Origin of the sequence: Marseilla massiliensis (assembly GCF_016899955.1) — a bacterium.
Lineage (GTDB): Bacteria > Bacteroidota > Bacteroidia > Bacteroidales > Bacteroidaceae > Prevotella > Prevotella intestinigallinarum.
The window spans coordinates 115,416-133,344 of the sequence record NZ_JACJJL010000005.1 but is presented as its reverse complement, the minus strand read 5'-3'; the positions used below and the strand labels follow the sequence as shown (position 1 = coordinate 133,344).

At 58.0% G+C, this 17,929-nt stretch carries 11 protein-coding genes; 1 reads left to right on the top strand and 10 read right to left on the bottom strand.

All coding sequences use genetic code 11. The annotated features are described in order from the left end of the window. Positions 1 to 26 precede the first annotated feature (26 nt). From H6B30_RS04460 to H6B30_RS04415, 10 genes are all read right to left on the bottom strand, one after another. Entirely contained in the window at positions 27 to 662 is a 636-nt protein-coding gene (locus H6B30_RS04460; RefSeq protein ID WP_205108333.1) for a metal ABC transporter ATP-binding protein, read from the bottom strand. Next, positions 650 to 1,483: a metal ABC transporter solute-binding protein, Zn/Mn family gene (locus tag H6B30_RS04455; RefSeq protein WP_205108331.1), complete on the bottom strand. Its 834-nt coding sequence runs from the start codon at positions 1,481 to 1,483 to the stop codon at positions 650 to 652. Before H6B30_RS04455 ends, H6B30_RS04460 begins: the two co-directional genes overlap by 13 nt. A gap of 7 nt (positions 1,484 to 1,490) precedes the next feature. Continuing rightward, a complete protein-coding gene (locus H6B30_RS04450) occupies positions 1,491 to 1,946 on the bottom strand; it encodes a YqaA family protein (RefSeq protein ID WP_205108329.1) in 456 nt (151 codons plus the stop codon). After that, complete coding sequence (locus H6B30_RS04445) at positions 1,922 to 2,860, bottom strand: hypothetical protein (protein WP_205108327.1); 939 nt, start codon at positions 2,858 to 2,860, stop codon at positions 1,922 to 1,924. The genes H6B30_RS04450 and H6B30_RS04445 overlap by 25 nt, the downstream gene beginning before the upstream one ends. A gap of 23 nt (positions 2,861 to 2,883) precedes the next feature. Beyond that, positions 2,884 to 4,152 carry a phosphoribosylamine--glycine ligase gene (gene purD, locus H6B30_RS04440; protein ID WP_205108325.1) on the bottom strand — a complete coding sequence of 423 codons (1,269 nt, stop codon included), beginning with the start codon at positions 4,150 to 4,152 and terminating at the stop codon, positions 2,884 to 2,886. Between the two features lie 72 nt (positions 4,153 to 4,224). Then, entirely contained in the window at positions 4,225 to 5,265 is a 1,041-nt protein-coding gene (locus H6B30_RS04435; RefSeq protein WP_205108323.1) for an HNH endonuclease signature motif containing protein, read from the bottom strand. Between the two features lie 839 nt (positions 5,266 to 6,104). Next, entirely contained in the window at positions 6,105 to 8,270 is a 2,166-nt protein-coding gene (locus tag H6B30_RS04430) for a S9 family peptidase (protein ID WP_205108422.1), read from the bottom strand. Between the two features lies 1 nt (position 8,271). Further along, positions 8,272 to 9,810 (bottom strand): THUMP domain-containing class I SAM-dependent RNA methyltransferase, encoded by a 1,539-nt coding sequence (locus H6B30_RS04425; protein WP_205108321.1) that lies wholly within the window; start codon positions 9,808 to 9,810, stop codon positions 8,272 to 8,274. A 123-nt stretch (positions 9,811 to 9,933) separates the two neighbouring features. Beyond that, positions 9,934 to 10,824, bottom strand: coding sequence for a serine O-acetyltransferase (locus H6B30_RS04420; protein ID WP_205108319.1), 891 nt, complete (start codon positions 10,822 to 10,824; stop codon positions 9,934 to 9,936). A gap of 249 nt (positions 10,825 to 11,073) precedes the next feature. Further along, a complete protein-coding gene (locus H6B30_RS04415) occupies positions 11,074 to 15,081 on the bottom strand; it encodes a two-component regulator propeller domain-containing protein (protein WP_205108317.1) in 4,008 nt (1,335 codons plus the stop codon). Between the two features lie 487 nt (positions 15,082 to 15,568). On the opposite strand from H6B30_RS04415, the gene H6B30_RS04410 reads away from it, so the two are divergent. Beyond that, complete coding sequence (locus tag H6B30_RS04410; protein WP_205108315.1) at positions 15,569 to 17,812, top strand: inorganic phosphate transporter; 2,244 nt, start codon at positions 15,569 to 15,571, stop codon at positions 17,810 to 17,812. Positions 17,813 to 17,929: the final 117 nt, after the last annotated feature.

Genomic DNA, 17,929 nt, shown 5'->3' with positions numbered 1-17,929 from the left:
TCGGCCTTCGGGCAGCGTAGCATCGGCTATCGGTTCATAGTGATTACATGCCTGGCTGCCGAGGTTATGTATTCGCGGTCGTGGCTTACCATGACAATGGCGCAGTCGCTGTTGATTCCGGCCAGAAGGCTGTGCATCTGGTCTTTGAACTGCCTGTCGATGTAGGTGTCGGGTTCGTCGAGCACGAGCACTTCGGGTTTGGCCACAATAGCCCTTGCCAGCAGCACCCGTTGCAGTTGGCCTCCGCTGAGCGCCTTTATGGGCCGTTGGCTTATGTCGTCTATGCCCATGGCGCTTATGGCCCTGTCTGCCATGTCGCGGTGCTCGCGCTTGAATCGGCCCCACAGGGGCTTGGTGCCGCACAGGCCCGAGAGCACCGTGTCGTAGACGGAGATTGGGAAATCGTGGTCGATGGCGTTGTATTGCGGCAGGTATCCCATCCTCAGGTGTGCCACCTTGTGGCCGCCTCTGTAGTATTCCACGCTGCCGGACATAGGTTTCAGCAAGCCCAGGATGACCCTCAGCAGCGTTGTCTTGCCGCTGCCGTTGGGGCCGGTGATGCCTACAAAGTCGCGCTCGGCAACGCTCATGGACATGCCTGTTATCTGTGCGCGGCCTTCATATCCTGCGGTTACGCCGTTGAGGCATATTATTTCGTGCATAGGGCGTCGGCAATCTTCAGTAGCTCGGCCTCCCAGTCGTAGCTCAGAGGGTTTATCTCAATTGTCTTGACGTTGGTTTCCTTGGCCACGACACCTGTGTTTCGGTTGGCAAACTCCTTTTGCACGAACATTATCCTGGTGCCTTTTTTCCTGGCCGAGTCGATAAGCTTTGCCAGCGAGGCTGCCGATGGCTCGTGGCCGTTGGCCTCGATTGCCATTTGCTCGAGACGGTAGTCGCGGGCGAAATAGGTGAGTGCCGGATGGTAGATTATGAACGAGCGGTTGGTGCATTCGTCGGTCTTGGCGCTTATCTTGGCGTCAAGGTCGATGATTTTCCATGTCAACGAGTCGAGGTTGGCCCTGAAATAGGCTGAGTCTTTCGAGTCGATGCGGCTCATGGCCTTGCAGATGTTGTGGGCAATGCGCAGGGCGTTGGCCGGCGACGTCCATGTGTGCGGGTCGGCTGCGCTGCCTTTAGATACTTGCAGCGGTTCGATGCCTTCCGACGAGTCGACCACAATAAGGTGCTGTGCATTGGCTCCGAGGCGTTTCATCCATGTGCGCTCGAAGCCAAGGTTGCCGGCTTTTATGTACAGCTCGCTTTTGGCCAGCGCGGCCATTTGCTGTGCCGTGGGTTCGTAAGTCTCGGGGCTGGCGCCGTTGGGCACCATTGTCACGACGTCAAACCTGTCGCCGCCAATCTGTTCGGCGAAGTATCTCAGGGGTTCGATAGTCACGGTTATCGTTGGCTTTTCCGGCGTGCCATCTGTGCATGCGGCAAGCATTGCCAAGCCAAGCAGTAGGTATATTACTCTCTTCATCTTGTGTTCAGTGTATAAAGAAATCGGAACCGTATACCAGTGCCACATATCTGAGCAGCTTGCCCAGCGTCACGGCCAGCAGCGTCACGCCGACATTGGCCCTCAGCAGGCCCAGCATGACGGTTATGGCGTCGCCTATGACGGGCACGAAAGCAAAGAATCCCATCAGTGCGCCGCGCCCGGCCATGAACCGTTCGGCCCGTTCGAGGTCGCTTTTCTTTATCCGCAGGAATCGCTCTATCCATTCCGGCTTGCCCAGTCGGCCCAGGCCGTAGTTGAACATGCTGCCGGCCACGTTGCCCACCGTGCCATAGGCTATGAGCCCGGCGGGGTCGAGCCCGGCGGCAAGCAACCCCACCATCACCACCTCGCTGCTGAACGGCAGTATGCTTGCGGCGAGGAACGAGGCTATGAGTATGCCTATATAGCCGTAGTTTATCAGAAGTTCGTTGAGGGCATCCATAGGTTGAAGGCTGTAAGGGCCAATATGGCGACCACGATGGCGCAGAAGGCCACGTTGGTCACCTTGGTGTTGGTGAGCGTTATGAAATGTGCTATCAGCGGACTTGTGTTTATTATCATCATGCGCAGGGCCAGTTCGTAGTGTTGTGGCTGCAGTATGGCAAGTGCGGCCGAGGCTATGTCCATTGTGATGAAGCAGCTGTAGAACATCCTGGTGCGTATCTTGTCGTTGATGCTCTGCCGCCGGTAGTGTATTATCCCGGTTGCGGCCATTGCCATGACGAAGGCCATTGTGGCCACTTGGTTAGCGGATAGCAGGCTGAAATCGCACAGCGGGCCTGTGGCCGCCAGTTGGCCGAGGTGGTCGGCAAGCATGGGCAGATGGCCTGTATAGAGCGCAATGGCAGCTGCCAGCCAGTAGGGCAGGCACAGGCCCAGCACCGATGCTGCCACTGTGCGCAGGCTGGCGGAGCGCACAAAGGCCGCCATCAGCAGCCAGAGCACCGGCGCGAAATACAGCATCTCGGCGTAGAAAAGGCTTCCGGTGCTTATGCTCATGAAGGCATAGAACGTGAGTCCGGCCGCCTGCCTGTCCTGGTAGCTGCGGAACAGCGCTGCGTATGCGGCGATGGCAAACAGTTCCATGGCCGCCCCGCCTGCCGAAGTGAACAGGAAGGCGGCGGCGCACGACAGGGCGATGAATGCGCATGACACCATGCGGCTGTACACCCTGATGAGTGCGTTGGCGTTGTTAAGCTCTACCATGAGGTAGGTCGACGCGGCGAAACAGCCGAACTGCATCCACAGCCCGTCTGAAACAAGCCCGCCGGCCATCCACACGAGTGTGGCGTAGATGGCTGCGGCGGGCAGAGTCATGCGGCTCTCCGACACGTTATTCTGCAGTCGTCTTGCCATTGGTTGTTGCCTTCTGTGTTTTGTTACAGGTCTTGGCCAATGTCGCGGCGGAAGTACTTGTCGGTGAAGTGTATCTTTTCGGCCTCTGTGAACGACTTGCGAAGGGCCTCGCCCTTGTCGGCGCCGTATGAGCTTACGGCTATGACGCGGCCGCCGGCTGTCACCACACAGCCGTCTTTGATGGCTGTGCCGGCGTGGAACACAATGCTGCCTTCCACCTGGTCGATGCCGGTTATGGGATAGCCTTTCTTGTATTCCTGCGGGTAACCGCCGCTGACCATCATCACGCATACGGCCGAACGCCCGTCAAACTCGATGCCACGCTTGTCGAGGTCGCCGGCTGCCACGCCCTCAAACAGGTCTACTATGTCGCTCTTAAGGCGCAGCATGACGGTCTCTGTCTCCGGGTCGCCCATGCGGCAGTTGTATTCTATGACCATCGGGTCGCCGTCGACGTTGATCAGCCCGAAGAATATGAAGCCTTTGTAGTCTATGCCCTCGGCGGCCAGCCCGTCGACAGTGGGGCGTATGATGCGGTCTTCCACCTTCTGCATCCACTCTTTCGTGGCAAACGGCACGGGGCTCACGCTGCCCATTCCGCCGGTGTTCAGGCCCGTGTCGTGCTCGCCAATGCGCTTGTAGTCCTTGGCCTCGGGCAGTATCTTGTAGTGGCGGCCGTCGGTGAGCACGAACACCGAACACTCGATGCCGCTGAGGAACTCCTCGATGACAACGCGGGCAGACGCCACGCCGAACATCCCGCCGAGCATCTCGCGAAGCTCGCGCCTGGCCTCTTCGAGCGTGGGGAGTATCAGCACGCCCTTGCCGGCGCAAAGGCCGTCGGCCTTAAGCACGTAGGGAGCCTTGAGGCTCTCAAGGAAGGCCAGCCCTTCGTCGAGCGAGGTGCCGTCGAACGTGCGGTAGCGGGCCGTCGGTATGTTGTGCCGCTGCATGAAAGCCTTGGCGAAATCCTTTGAGCCTTCGAGCACGGCACCGGCCTTCGACGGGCCTATCACGGGGATGGCCGCCGTGCGGGGGTCGGCCTTGAAGTCATCGTATATGCCCTTTACGAGCGGGTCTTCCGGCCCTACAACGACCATGTCGACGGCATTTGCCACGGCAAAGTCTTTCAGCTTGTCAAATTCGTTCACACCTATGGCCACGTTCTCGCCGCAACCCGTGGTTCCGGCATTGCCCGGGGCGATGTACAGTTTGTCGACCTTGGGGCTTTGGGCTATCTTCCATGCGAGGGCGTGCTCGCGCCCGCCGCTTCCTAACAGTAGTATGTTCATAGTGTCAGTCCTTGTTTTGGGATTATTGTTGTCTTGTGTTTGAACCTGTTGTTGGTGGGGCTTCGTGCGGCCTTACCTGACTATTGATTTCACCATGCCGCCCCTGTTGCCGCTGCTTATTATGTATATGCCCTTTGGAAGGCCCTGCAGGGCGCCGGCCTTGTCGACGTCGCGGCGCACCATTGTGCCCCCGATGGTATAGACGCACACCGTAGCCGGCCGGCCGCCGGTGGCCTCGGTGATGGCCGACGGGCCGTCGCTGTCGTAGTGGTCGTAGCTGAAGGCCACGGCGGTCTTGTCTCCCCACACGTATTGCTCAAGCCCCGGGTAGTCTACGAAGGGGTTGCGGTTGCCCTGCAACTCCCATACGGCCTCGTTGCGCTCGGTCTCTTTCTGGCTCACGGGGTCTTCCTTGGCCCATCGCAGCAGCAGGTCGAGTGCCCAGCGGCTGAGGGCCGGGTAGGCTGTTCCGTCGAGCATGTCGCTCTGCCAGGTGGCTACCCGCTTCTCGTAGCACGTCACCATGTAGAAATAGATGCGCGCGAAGTCGCCCTTATACTCGTCGGCCGGCTCAAACACCGTGCCCGAATATCCGCTTGTGGTTGAGCGTCCGAGCTTGCTGAAGCCTCCGGCCGACTGATATTGCTCGCCGTTGGTCTCGCCGAAGGGGTAGTTGCCGCGGCGGTTGTTGACGTATCCGTCGGTGGGAACGATGTGCACCAGGTCGGTGTACATGGGCCTGGCGTCGTTGAACCAGCTCTTTGGCATAGAGTGCTCGCGGTTGTACGAGTCGCCCTCTTTCTTGTAGTTTGCCCCCTGCTGCGGGCCGCCCATGGTGTAGTTGGTGGCGCTTGAGTACATGTCCCACACCTTGCCGTCGCTGCGCCGGTCGGTTGTGTAGAAGCATTTCCACAGGCCCGAATACGATATTGCGCTGTGGTCGACAATCACTTCGGCCATGGCCGTCTTCAGGCTTTTGCCTGATTTGCCGTCGGCCGGCTTGTAATAAGTGCCGCTGTTGTTGGGCCCTTGGGCGAGGGCTACGCACGCTCCGAGCATCATGGCCGCCAGTGAGGCCAGTCTGCGGTGGCGTACAGTGGAGTTGGGTGTCATGTATTGTTGTCTTTTGATTATTCCATGCAAAGTTAGTCCTTTGTTCCCAATTAGCCAAAAGTTATATGTGAAAAGTGCTGTGGCGTGGTTCTTATTGACTGAAAATGCCCATGCCTGAGTGCTTGCTGATATGCCGCAACAAGCGTTTCCCGGCCGGCGGCTTTTCAGAATGTGCCGTTTTGCGGCATCAAACGGCCTGTTCTGTGTTGCAATACGGCACGTTTTGCCGGCCCAAACGGCACGTTTGGGAATTACAATAAGATTGTTTTGCAATGTGTTGATTATCAGTGGGAAACATCAATAGGCTTGTTTCGCGCTCTCGATGCAGTTTTGCTGAAATGGTTTACTTCATTTAACATACCCTGCTGCACGGCTTCACAATCAGTGGAAAGTGTTCCTGAAAAGGTTGGTATCGTTGTTCTATATGCAGAGCCACGCTTCGATGCTGTTTTGGCAAGCAGGTTTCCATTGATTATCCCAAGCCGGTTGTAAGTCAACCCTGGCGTGTTTTTGTTGCTTATTCCCGGCTTTCCGAGCGCGTTGGTGCTCTTGTAGGCATCTTGCGGGTGCTTTGCCTCGGCGTGGCCCGTTACGCCTCTGGCAAGAGTGAATGCCAATCAGCACCGCGGCATGCCCCATTTGCTTTGGCCTCTGAATGACGATTCGGGATTGTTGCATGATGTTTGCCATCCACATGCCACTATGCCTGTTTCCCACTGACAGCTCTCCGGCCCAGGCGTGGCTTCGCTTTTTCAGTCATAAAAGCGGCCGAGGCCTGCAACAGGTGGCGTTTCTGTTGCAGGCCTCGGCCGGTTGTTTTGTATGTGTATTGCGATGCTTTACTTCAGGTAGTCTTCGAAATACTGCGTTATGCGCTCGTGCAGGTGCACGCTTTTGTGCCCCCTCATGTTGTGGCCCTCGCCGGGATAGACGAAGAAGTCGGGCTGGGTGCCGGCCTCCTCGCAGGCATTGAGGAACTGCAGGGCGTGCTGCGGAACTACGGTGGGGTCGTTCATGCCTATGATTATCTGCAGCTTGCCTTTCAGGTTCTTGGCCTTCGCGAGCAGGCTCGTCTGGGCGTAGCCCTCGGGATTGGCCTCCGGGGTGTCCATGTAGCGCTCGCCGTACATCACCTCATACCATTTCCAGTCGATGACCGGGCCTCCGGCCACGCCCACCTTGAACACATCAGGATATGTGGTCATGAGCGACGTGGTCATGAATCCGCCGTAGCTCCATCCGTGCACGCCCATTCGTGTGGTGTCGACGTAGGCCAGCGACTTGAGGTAAGCCACCCCCCGCATCTGGTCTTTCATCTCTTCTTGCCCCAGGTGGCGGAATGTTGCCTGCTCGAAGTCGCGCCCGCGGTCAGACGAGCCTCGGTTGTCGAGTATGAAAAGCAGGTATCCCTTCTGCGCCATGTACGTCTCCCAGGAGCGGCTGGCGTAGTGCCATCCGGCCTCGACATTGCGTACGTTTGGCCCGCCATATACGTAGACCACGGTAGGATACTTCTTTGCGGGGTCGAAGCCGATGGGTTTCACCATTCGGAAATAAAGGTCGGTAGAGTCGTCGGCAGCCTTTATCGTGCCGCACGAGTATTCGGGCACGGCATAACCCGCCCATGGGTCGGGGGCGCTGAATATGCGGTTGCTTGCTGCCGTTGCCGTGTTGGTCACACAGATGTCGCGCGGCACGTCGGGCTCTGTGTAGTGGTCGAAGAGCCATTTGCCCGATGCCGACAGTATTCCGCCCTTGTCTCCGCGCCCGAAGTAAGCCGCGTGCATGCCCCGCCCGTTGTCGAGCAGGGTGCGCCGGCCGCTCTTCAGGTCTACGGCATACAGGTTGTTCTGTATCGGCGAGGCTTCGTTGGAGAGTATGATGGCGCTTTTCTTGGCCTTGTTGAACCCTACAAGGTCTATCACAACCCACTTGCCGCTCGTCACCTGGCGCAATTCGCGGCCCTCGGTGTCGAACAGGTAGAGGTGGTTGTAGCCGTCGCGCTGGCTCTGCAGCAGGAACTTGGTGTCGTCCCACGGCAGGAACGCTATAGGCGTCATGGGCTGCACGTACTTGTCGTCGTGCTCGGTGTAGAGCGTGGCCTTCCTTTTCCCGCTGGCGGCGTCATAGCTCCGCAGCGCCATGTCGGTCTGGTCGCGGTTCAGCTCAATCATATATACGGTCTTTGAGTCGGGGCTCCATGCTATGTTAGTGAAGTAGCGGTCGGTCGGGTCGCCTGCGTCAAGGTATACGGTCTTGCCCGTCGACAAGTCGTATACGCCCACCGTGACCTTGTGGCTGGTCATGCCGGCCATGGGATACTTGTCGGGCTCTTCGGTGGCTATGCGCGTAAACGTGTTCACCTGCGGGTAGTCGGTCACCATGCTCTGGTCCATCCTGTAGAAGGCGAGGCGCTTGCCGTCGGGGCTCCAGAACGTGCCCTTCATGATGCCGAACTCGTTGCGGTGTACGGCCTGGCCGTAAACGATGTCGCGGCTGCCGTCGGTGGTCAGCGTGCGGGTGGCGCCCTCGGCGTCGGTCACGCATAGCTGGTTGTCCCTGACGAAGGCCACGGCGCGCGTTTCGGCTGTCCAGTCGCTGTATTGCTCGCCCTCGCACGGTTGCCTCCACACCACCTTGCCGGCCTTCCAGTCGTAGAGCACGCGTTCCTTGCTGTTTTTCAGCAGTGCCAGAGGGCTGTCGGGGTAGGGGAATGCCACGTTCATGGCCGAGGCCACCTTGCCGTTGCCCATGGCCGCGTCGACCTTGTCGAGCGTGGCGACGGCAGTCTTGCTGCCCGTCTTCATGTCTACCGTGCCCCATTCCTCGGCGTCTTGGTACATCAACTTGTCGCCCCACCATCTCAGATACATGTTCTTTGGACGCATGTTGTGGTAGTTGTTGCCGCCGAAGTTCAGGTCTTCGAGTGTGAATTGCTTCAGTTGAGCTGCCATGTTTTGTGTTAAAAACAGTGCCAAAACGAGCGGTATGGTGCGGCGCACCATCTTACCTATCGTTGTCGTAGCGGTTGCGTTTTCGGTCATAGTCACGTCCTCCTTTATTTTGTTTCCTGTCGTTGCGTCCCTGCCTGAAGCGGTCGTCGCGGCCCCACGAGTCTCGGTCGCGGTTGCGTCCGCCCCAGTCGGAGCCACGGCGGTCGTCGCGCCGGTCACGGTTCCACCCGTCGCGGTCGCGCCTGTCGTCACGTCGGTCGTCACGTCGGTCGCGCTTGTCAAACCGGTCGAAGTCAATGCGGTGGAACTTGAATGAGCGTATGTCGCCCTCTTCGTTCTCTTCGGCTTCGTCGAAACGCTTCTTGAACTCCCTGTTCTTCTTGAATCGGCCCTTCTCGGCCATCTGCTTGCGCTCCTCGTCGCTCTGTACGGCTCCGCCTTCTGTGCGGAACTCCTTCATGCGGCCCTCGAAAGTCTGGTACTTCCTGAACTCGCATTCGAGCGAGCCGTTGTATAGCGGTATCTTGATTGATGGCCTCAGGCCTATCTGCTCGAAGCACTCTTCGCGGTAGCTCAGTATCCATGCGTCGTTGTCAACGAACTGGTGCTTCAGGCGTTCGCCTATCATCTTGTACGTGCCGAGCAGGTCGGGCGTTGATATACGCTCGCCGTAAGGCGGGTTGGTCACTATGATGCTCTTTTCCTTAGGCTGGGTGAAGTCCTTGAAGTCGGCCTCCTCAACCGTGATGTCGCTTGTCAGGCCCGCTGCCTTGACGTTCATGCGGGCCGTGTTGACGGCTTTTATGTCTGAGTCGTAGCCGTAGATGTGATGCTTGAACTCGCGTTCTTGAGAATCATCGTTGTAAATCTCGTCAAACAAGTCTTGGTCGAAGTCTGCCCATTTCTCAAAGGCGTACTCCTTGCGGAACACACCCGGGGCCATGTTGCGGGCTATGAGGGCAGCCTCGATGAGCAGTGTGCCCGAGCCGCACATGGGGTCGATGAAGTCGGTCTCGCCGTGCCAGCCGGTCATGAGAATCATTCCCGCCGCCAACACCTCGTTGAGCGGGGCCTCAACGTTCTCCTGCCGGTAGCCGCGGCGGTGCAGGCTCTCGCCGCTGGAGTCGAGAGAGAGGGTGCACCTGTCTTCGGCAATGTGCATGTTCAGGCGTATGTCGGGGTTGGCCACGCTGATGTTGGGCCGCTTCCCGGTCTTTTCGCGGAACTGATCCACTATGGCGTCTTTCACCTTATATGACACAAACTTGGAGTGGCGGAACTCTTCTGAGAACACAACCGAGTCGACCGAGAATGTCTGTTCGAGTGTAAGGTATTGCGACCAGTCTATTTTCTTGGTCTCTTCATACACCTCGTCGGCCGTCGTTGCCTTGAAGTGGCGTATTGGCTTAAGTATTCTTATGGCAGTGTGCAGCTGGAAGTTGGCGCGGTACATGAGTTCCTTGTTGCCTTTGAACGACACCATTCGCCTGCCTATCTGCACATCGTTAGCGCCGAGCTCTGTCAGTTCTTTCGCCAAAACAGGTTCCAGACCCATGAACGTCTTGGCGATCAATTCGAATTCTTGTTCCATTTGTTGTCTTGTTTGGATTTTGGCCGGAGAACCAGTTGCCTCGGTTCGTGTTGGCGGAGGGCAAAAACCTTGCCGTCGTTCTGCTGTCATATACCGTTGGTATGGTAGTTCTCCTGTGTGAAGTTATTCCTTTTTATATTTCTTGGTGTTAGGTTTCATGTCTTCGGTTACCCAAATGTTGGCCCCTATGATGCATCCGCGCCCAATGGTGATGCGGCCCAGCACGGTGGCGTTAGAGTAGACTATCACGTCGTCTTCGAGTATTGGGTGGCGTGCAATCCCCTTTATCGGGTTGCCGTTTTCGTCGAGCGGGAAGCTTTTTGCACCGAGGGTGACGCCCTGGTATAGCTTCACGTTGTTGCCGATGATGCACGTTGCGCCTATGACCACGCCTGTGCCGTGGTCGATGGTGAAGTGGTGGCCTATCTGTGCGGCCGGATGTATGTCGATGCCCGTCTCTGAATGTGCCATCTCCGATATTATCCTCGGTATCAGCGGCACCCCCAGGGTGTGTAGCTCGTGGGCTATGCGGTAGTTGACAAGGGCCTTTATCACAGGGTAGCACGATATGATCTCGCCGTAGCTTTGGGCGGCCGGGTCGCCGTTGTAGGCCGCCTCGACGTCGGTGGCCAGCGTGCTTCGTATCTGCGGCAGCCTCCCCACGAGTTGCAGCGATATCGTTTCGGCCTTGTTGGCGCAAGCCCCGGTGCATGGTTCGCCCGTCTTGGGGCATGTGAAGCACAGCCCGGCCATTATCTGGTCGGTGAGGAGCTTGTGCAAACGCTCTATGTTGACGCCTATATGATAGCGTATTGTGCGGGTATTGACGGAGGACTTGCCGAAGTATCCTGGGAAAATGATGGAACGTGACAAGTCTATTATCTCTTCGAGAACCTTGCCCGACGGCAACGGGTTGCCCTCGCGATGCTGGTGGAACAGGCCCTTTAGCGATGCGGGGTCAGACAATTCGTCAACCGTCCGTGTAAGGATGTGAGCGAAATCGGTGTTACTCATCTTCTTGTTGTGTCAATACGTATTGGTTTGCAAAGATACATTAAAGGGAGGAAACAGCAAAGGATTGCACCGTGTTTTTTTGCTTTTTTTCAGCTGTCGGCCAATGTTGCTCCCGTTGCGGTTGTTTGATGGGCGGATGGCATGATGGTTTGCAGGCCATGGCCGCCGCCCGTCCGCGCTTTTGGCGGCCAGGCTGGCCTTGGCTGCCTTGGCCGTTGTGGCTTTTGGGATGTGCGCCATGGGGTCTTTTCAGCGTTTTGTGTATTTGCTTGGGGCGACCCCGTGGTAGCCCTTGAAGCATCGGTAGAAGTAAGAGGGCTCGCTTATTCCCACCGCCATGCCCACCTCGCTAACGTTCATCTTGCCATCGGCGAGCAGCGTGGCTGCCGTTTCCATGCGTATCTTCATTATGTACTTGCCGGGCGACATGCCCGTAGTCTCTTTTGTCTTGCCATATAGTTTGGTCCGCCCAACGTGCATCATCTCGGCCAGGGTGTCGGTGTTGAAGGCCTGGTCTTTGAGGTGGCATCTGATGATTGTGTCGATGCGGTCGCGGAACACCTTGTCCGACTGCGACGTGAGCAGGGCTCCCTGCCCCTTGTGCGCTGCCGTGCCACCGTCTTGTTGTTGCGCTACGGTTGCCGACTGCCATCTTATCAATTGTGCAGCCCTGGCCAGCAGCACGCGCAGGTTGCACGGTTTGACCATGTAGTCGTCGGCCCCCGCCTTGTAGCCTTTTATCTGGTGCTCCTCGTCGTCGAGCGCCGTGAGCATGATCACAGGCAGGCTGCGGGTGGCGGGGTGGCTTTTTAAGTGCTTCACAACGTCGTATCCGCTCATGCCGGGCAGCATCACGTCGCATACTACCAGTGCCGGAGGCTGTGCCGTTATGCCCTTGGCGGCCTCGGCCCCGTCCATGTATGTGTCTGTCTTGAAATAGTTGCCGAGTTCGTTGCGCAACTGTTCCATCATGTCGGGGTCGTCTTCTACAATTGCCACCCGTACGTCGTTCATTGCAAAGACCGTCTCGACGGGCGTGCCGGTTGGGCGCGACTCACGGCCATATTCATTGTCGATGGCTTTCGGGCGCACCTCGTCGGGGGTGTAGGCATCAAGGCTTGTTGGCAGGACGACGGTGAAGACAGAGCCTTGTCCGTTGGGGCCGCGTCTGTAGTCGAGGCTTCCGTGGTGCAGACGGGCCATGTTTTTGGCAAGGAAAAGACCTATGCCCATGCCTCCTTGCGACACATATCCGTGCATGAAAGGTTCGAACAGGTGTTCCTGCTGCTCGGCTGCTATGCCCGGCCCGGTGTCGGCCACGGCTATAGTAATGTTGTTTTCGTTCTCGCCCAGCTTCACGGTCAGTTCGACGGAGCCCTTTTGCGGGGTGTATTTTATGGCGTTGCTGAGCAGGTTGTAGGTTATTGTCTCCACCATGTGGCGGTCGAAAGGCATTTCGAAAGAGCGGGCAAACGGTGTGAAGGTGAGCGATATGCCTTTCTGGCGGGCCATGGGCAGGAAGTCGTTGAGCACGTCGCGCACAAACCCAATCACGTCGCCCGTCTCCACTCTCAGCCTCAGGCTGTTGGCGTTTATCTTTCGGAACTCCATCAGGCGGTCAACAAGCCGCGACAGCCTGCGTGTGCCGCGCATGGCAGTAGCCACGGCCGAGCGTGGCGGATGGTTGTCGCCAGCGTCGCGTATCTTGTCGATGGCCCCCTGGATGATGGCCAGTGGCGTGCGGAACTCGTGGGCTATGTGGGTGAAGAAGTTAAGCCTGAACTCGCTGAGGCTGCGTTCTATTTCCATTTTGCGGCGTAGCCTGGACTTTGCCCGCCACCCTCTAATCAGTGCCAGGGCAACAGCCGAGGCCGCCATGGCATAGGCCAGCCAGGCCCACCATGTGTTGTACCATGGCTGGCGGATGGTTATCAGCAGTGACGTTTCGGGCGAGTGGCCGTCGGGGGTGAATTTGCGTAGCCTGAAAGTGTATCTCCCCGGCGTCAGGTTGCCGTAGTCGGCGCGGTTCAGGCTTGTCGGTTCGTTCCAGTTGGCGTCGATGCCTTCGAGCATGTATTGGTAAAGGGTGGAATGCGGTTTCGAGTATTCAAAGTCGGAGAACAGCAGCGTCAGCGAGTTCTCCGTGTGTCCGAGGCTGATGTGACGTGTGCGCGTCAGGGCCGAGGTGAGCGGCCTGTCGTTGCCGTCCATGGTCAGCGCCGACACACCGTTAATCCGGATGTCGGTCAGGGCGCACCGTGCAGAAGTCTGCCTTGTGGGGTCTTTATGCGGCGTTATGGCCAGTATGCCCTGGCGTGAGCCAAAGAACAGCCGTCCGTTGCCGTCGGTGGCCGCACTGTTTTCGATGAACACGTTGCCCATCAGTGTCGGTGCAAAATTGTAGGATGCCACTGCCAGCGTGGCAGGGTTGACACACGAGATGCCCTCTTCTGTTGCTGCCCAGATGTTGCCGTGGGCGTCTTCGGCTATAGAGTTTACTATGTTGCCGGCCAGCCCGTGGGCGGCGTCAAAGTATTTTGTTGCCGTCAGCCTGCCGTTCTTCACGCTGCAATGTGCCAGTCCGTGTCCGTGAACCCCTATCCACAGCCCGCTGTGCTTTGAGTATAGCATGGTTATGACCTCGTTGCCGCGCAGCCGGCGGTTCTGCAGGTTGTAGCTATGGGCCGTCACGGGCTTTTTGCCTTGGCCACCGTAGCTGATTGCGTACAGTCCGTTGTCGGTGCCGGCCCACATCGTGCCGCGGCCGTCGTCAGCAAGGCATCTAACCCGTCTCTCGTTGGGCGAGCCGTCGAGCATGGCCTGCCATCTCAGGGTTCCTTGCCCGTCGAGGGTTGCCCTCAGCAGTCCGCCGTTCCAGGTGGCAATCCAGAATTGGTTGCGAGGCGCCTCGGCCAAGTCGTAAATGTCGTCGCAAGGCAGGCGGCTGTCTTTGCTGCCCGTGTGGTAGTGGCGCCGCCCTATGAACAGGCCCGCCCCGCGTGTGCCTGTCCATGGACGGCCGTGGCTGTCGGTCATCATGGCGAACGCCGGCGCCGGCAGCCGGCCGGCCTTCAGCGCGGGGGTGCCGCCGTCGCAGTCGACGCTCACCAGCTCATTCTTGCGGGTGCAGGCCGTCAGCCGTCCGTCGGTTTCGTATAGCAGGGCGTATATGTGGTTTGCCGTCTCGTCGTTGTTGCCGGGTTCCGGGTAAATGTACCTTGCGGCCACGTCTTCCATTACCGACAAGCACACCGCCCCGGCGGCCTCGCTTCCTATCCAGATGTTGCCGTCGCGGTCGGTGGTGGCGCATGTCAGGAAGTCGGAGTATATCACCGGGTGCCTGTCGGATGCGCTGTAGTGCCCCATGTTCTCGGTGGCCTTGTCGAACACGAAGAGCCCGTTGCCATACGTGGCGATGAACACATGGCCTTTGCCGTCGTCGGCAGCGTAATACCTGTGGCGCCTTGCCTGGGCGAAAGGGGCGTTGCTCAGCAGGCTGAAACGGCGCACGGGCTTGCCTTCGGCAAACATCCACAGGTCGCCGGAGCCGTTCGACACGTATATGCACCCGGGTGTGCTGCATTGGTATACGGGCGACTCCACCTGCAATTCGTCGGGCTTGGCAAACCTGCCCGTCGTCATGTCGAGGGCGAATGTCGATTTGTCGGCCATTATGACAAAGCGCTTTCCCCACACGAAACAGAACACCACGCGGCCCATCGGCCCCAGGGCCGGCGGCATCCGGTAGGCGCATGCCACTTTGCCGTTGGCGTCGAGGCGCGTCACCATCCCCTCGGTGACCATGAGCGAGTCGCCTTCGTAACAGCTTTTTGCCAGTATCGGCATGCCTTTCAGGGTTCCGAGCCGCCAGCGCCTGCCCGTTGCCATGGTGTAGGCCGTGAATCGCGCCTCCTCAAGGTTGTATGTGGCGCATGCCGAGTTTGCCGTGGTCACGCACAGGTTGTGGCCATCTACGGTTATGCTGCCGATGTGCCTGTCGGTGGGTTCGCCCGGCACGGGGCTCAGACCCGTGAAATTCACAGCCGAGTAGCCGTCGAAACGGCTCAGCCCGTTCGACGTGCCCAGCCATACATAGCCGTCGGGGTCTTGGGCTATGCAGTTGATGTTGTTGCTCGGCAGCCCGTCGGCGGTCGATATGCTGCGGCTTGCCAGCTGCAGGTCGGCGCCCATGGCCATGTTTGCCGTTGCTGCCAGTGCAAGGGCGAGCAATGCTCTTCTCATGGTGTCTGTCGTCATGGCAGGTTGTTGTCGTTTGTTTGTTTTACGTTACAAATGTACAAAAAAAGATGCAAATCGATGTCGGCATCATCCTGAAATAATCCATTTGCAGGCATTGCCTTGGTTTGGCTGAAGCCTGCCGAGCCTCCAGTGGCGCCATGCCATCGCCCCTGAGGCTCGGCGCATAGGCCGTGGCGCCAAGTCTGTGGGCTGGATGTGGCAGGGCGTTTCACTATATATAATAATGTGTAATCCACATATCGGCATTGCCTAGCCATGCGTACCACCACCATGTCACGCATAAAGCCACCTCTGTGGCTCCTGCCGCCACTGCGTGGGGGCCATGGCCGCAGGCGCGGGGTCGGCAGTGGCGGAGTAGCCGTCAGGGCCGGCCCTTATGGCCTGCATTACGGATATTGTAATACAAATGAAACATACATTTAGCTAAAATGCAAAATAAATTACTTAATTTTGCCGCGATTTTCTGAACGAAACATAAAGTTTTATGGAAGCAATTTATTTGGTTATCGTGGTCTTCCTGCTTATTCTGGCGGTGTTTGACCTGTTTGTGGGAGTCAGCAACGATGCTGTCAACTTCCTCAATTCTGCCATCGGAGCCAAGGTGGCAAAGTTTAAGACCGTCATATTCATAGCCTCTATGGGCGTGCTTGTGGGCGCGGTGATGAGTGCGGGGATGATGGACGTGGCAAGGCATGGCATCATGCACCCTGTAAATTACAATTTTCATGAGGTTATGACGATATTCCTCGCCGTGATGGTGACGGATGTCATTGTGCTCGACATGTTCAACACGTTGGGCCTGCCCACCTCGACAACGGTGTCGCTTGTGTTCGAGCTGTTGGGCGGAACGTTTGTGCTGGCCATCTTGAAGATGCACGCCGACCCCTCGTTGGGCTTCGACGATTTGCTGAACAGCAACAAGGCACTGAGCGTCATCATAGCCATTTTCGTAAGCGTGGCCATTGCTTTCGTGTTCGGAATCATCGTACAGTGGATTTCGCGCGTCATTTTCACGTTCAACTATACCAAGCACCTGCGTTACACGGTGGCCATCTTCGGCGGCATAGCGTTCACTTGCCTGGCTTATTTCATATTCATACAGGGCCTGGCCAAGTCGCCTCTGATGGCCGACGACGCCAAGGCATGGATTGTTGACAACACCAACATGCTGCTGCTCTGGACGTTTGTCGGTTCGACCATCGTCATGGAGGTGTTCCACCTGCTGCGCATCAATGTGTTCAAGTTTGTTGTGCTCATGGGCACTTTTGCCCTGGCCATGGCCTTTGCGGGCAACGACCTCGTCAACTTCATAGGCGTCCCGCTTGCCGGCCTCGACTCTTACCAAGACTTTGTGGCCAACGGCAACGGCGACGACAGCGCATTCTTCATGACCTCGCTCATGTCGTCGGCCAAGACACCGTTGCTCTATCTGCTTATTGCCGGCCTGGTGATGATTGTTGCCATGACCACGTCGAAGAAGGCGCAAAACGTGATAAAGACCAGCGTCGACCTGTCGCGCCAGGACGAGGGCGACGAGATGTTCGGGTCGTCGAAGGCAGCCCGCAGCATTGTGCGCGCCACCCAGGACGCCGGTGGATTCCTCGGCAAGTACGTGCCGAAGTCTGTTTCCAACTGGATTGACTCGCGCTTCCGCAAGGAAGACGCCATACTGGCCGACGGCGCTGCGTTCGACATGGTGCGTGCGGCCGTAAACCTGGTGCTCGCCTCGATGCTCATCACCTTCGGCACCAATTACAAGCTGCCGCTGTCAACCACCTACGTCACGTTTATGGTGGCCATGGGCTCGAGCCTTGCCGACCGCGCATGGACGCGCGAGAGCGCCGTGTTCCGCGTCACTGGCGTGATATCGGTCATCGGCGGATGGTTCATCACGGCCGGCGTGGCCTTCGGTGCCTGTGCGCTGGTGTGCCTGGTGATGTATTACGGCGGCTTCGTGGCCATGTTCCTCTTCATGGCCCTGGTGGTGTTCCTGCTTGTGCGCAGCAACATACAGTATGGCAAGAAGGCCAAGGAAGAGGGCAAGGACGACGTGTTCAGGCTGATGATGCGCACCCGCGACCCCGAAATTGTTTGGGACTTGCTGACAAAGCACGTGTCGCGCACGCAGAGTTTTGTCAACCGTTTCGCCCTCGAGCAGTTCAACAAGATAATAGACGGCTTGGCAAACGAAAACCACCACGTGCTCTCGAAGAGCCAGCGCGAGCTCAAGAGCGAGCAGGAGCAGCTCAAGAAATTCAGGCGCAAGGAACTGCTGGCGCTGCGCAGGGTGCCCATGGAGATAGCCGCCGAGCGCAACACGTGGTACCACCTGGGCGTCAACAGCGACTCTCAGTTCATCTATTGCCTCAAGCGCATGCTCGAACCGATAAAGGAGCATGTAGACAACAACTTCAACCCGATGCCACAGGTTTATGTCGACGAGTACCGACCTGTCAGGGATAAGATATCCGAACTGATGGAGCGAACCGAGGCCATGCTCTCCACCACAAGGTTCAACGAGTATGACGACGTGCTGTCGGAGGCCGACAAGCTCAAGGACGAGCTCTCGGTAATACGCAAGCACCATTACGACCGCATGCAAAGCGACCACGATGTGAGCAACCTCAAGATTTCGCTTGTATATCTCAACATACTGCAGGAGAGCCAGGAGTTCCTGAGCATCATGCGCCATCAGCTTAGGGCTGCCAACCGGTTCTACGGCAACTGATGCCTCTCCGTGGCTTGGCCGTGAGTCCGCCGCGCAAGGGTCTGAAGCAGGCCCCGGCGCGGCGGATTCTGTTTGGTGCCAACGACAGGCGCCTGCCGCGGGACATGCCGGCTGGCT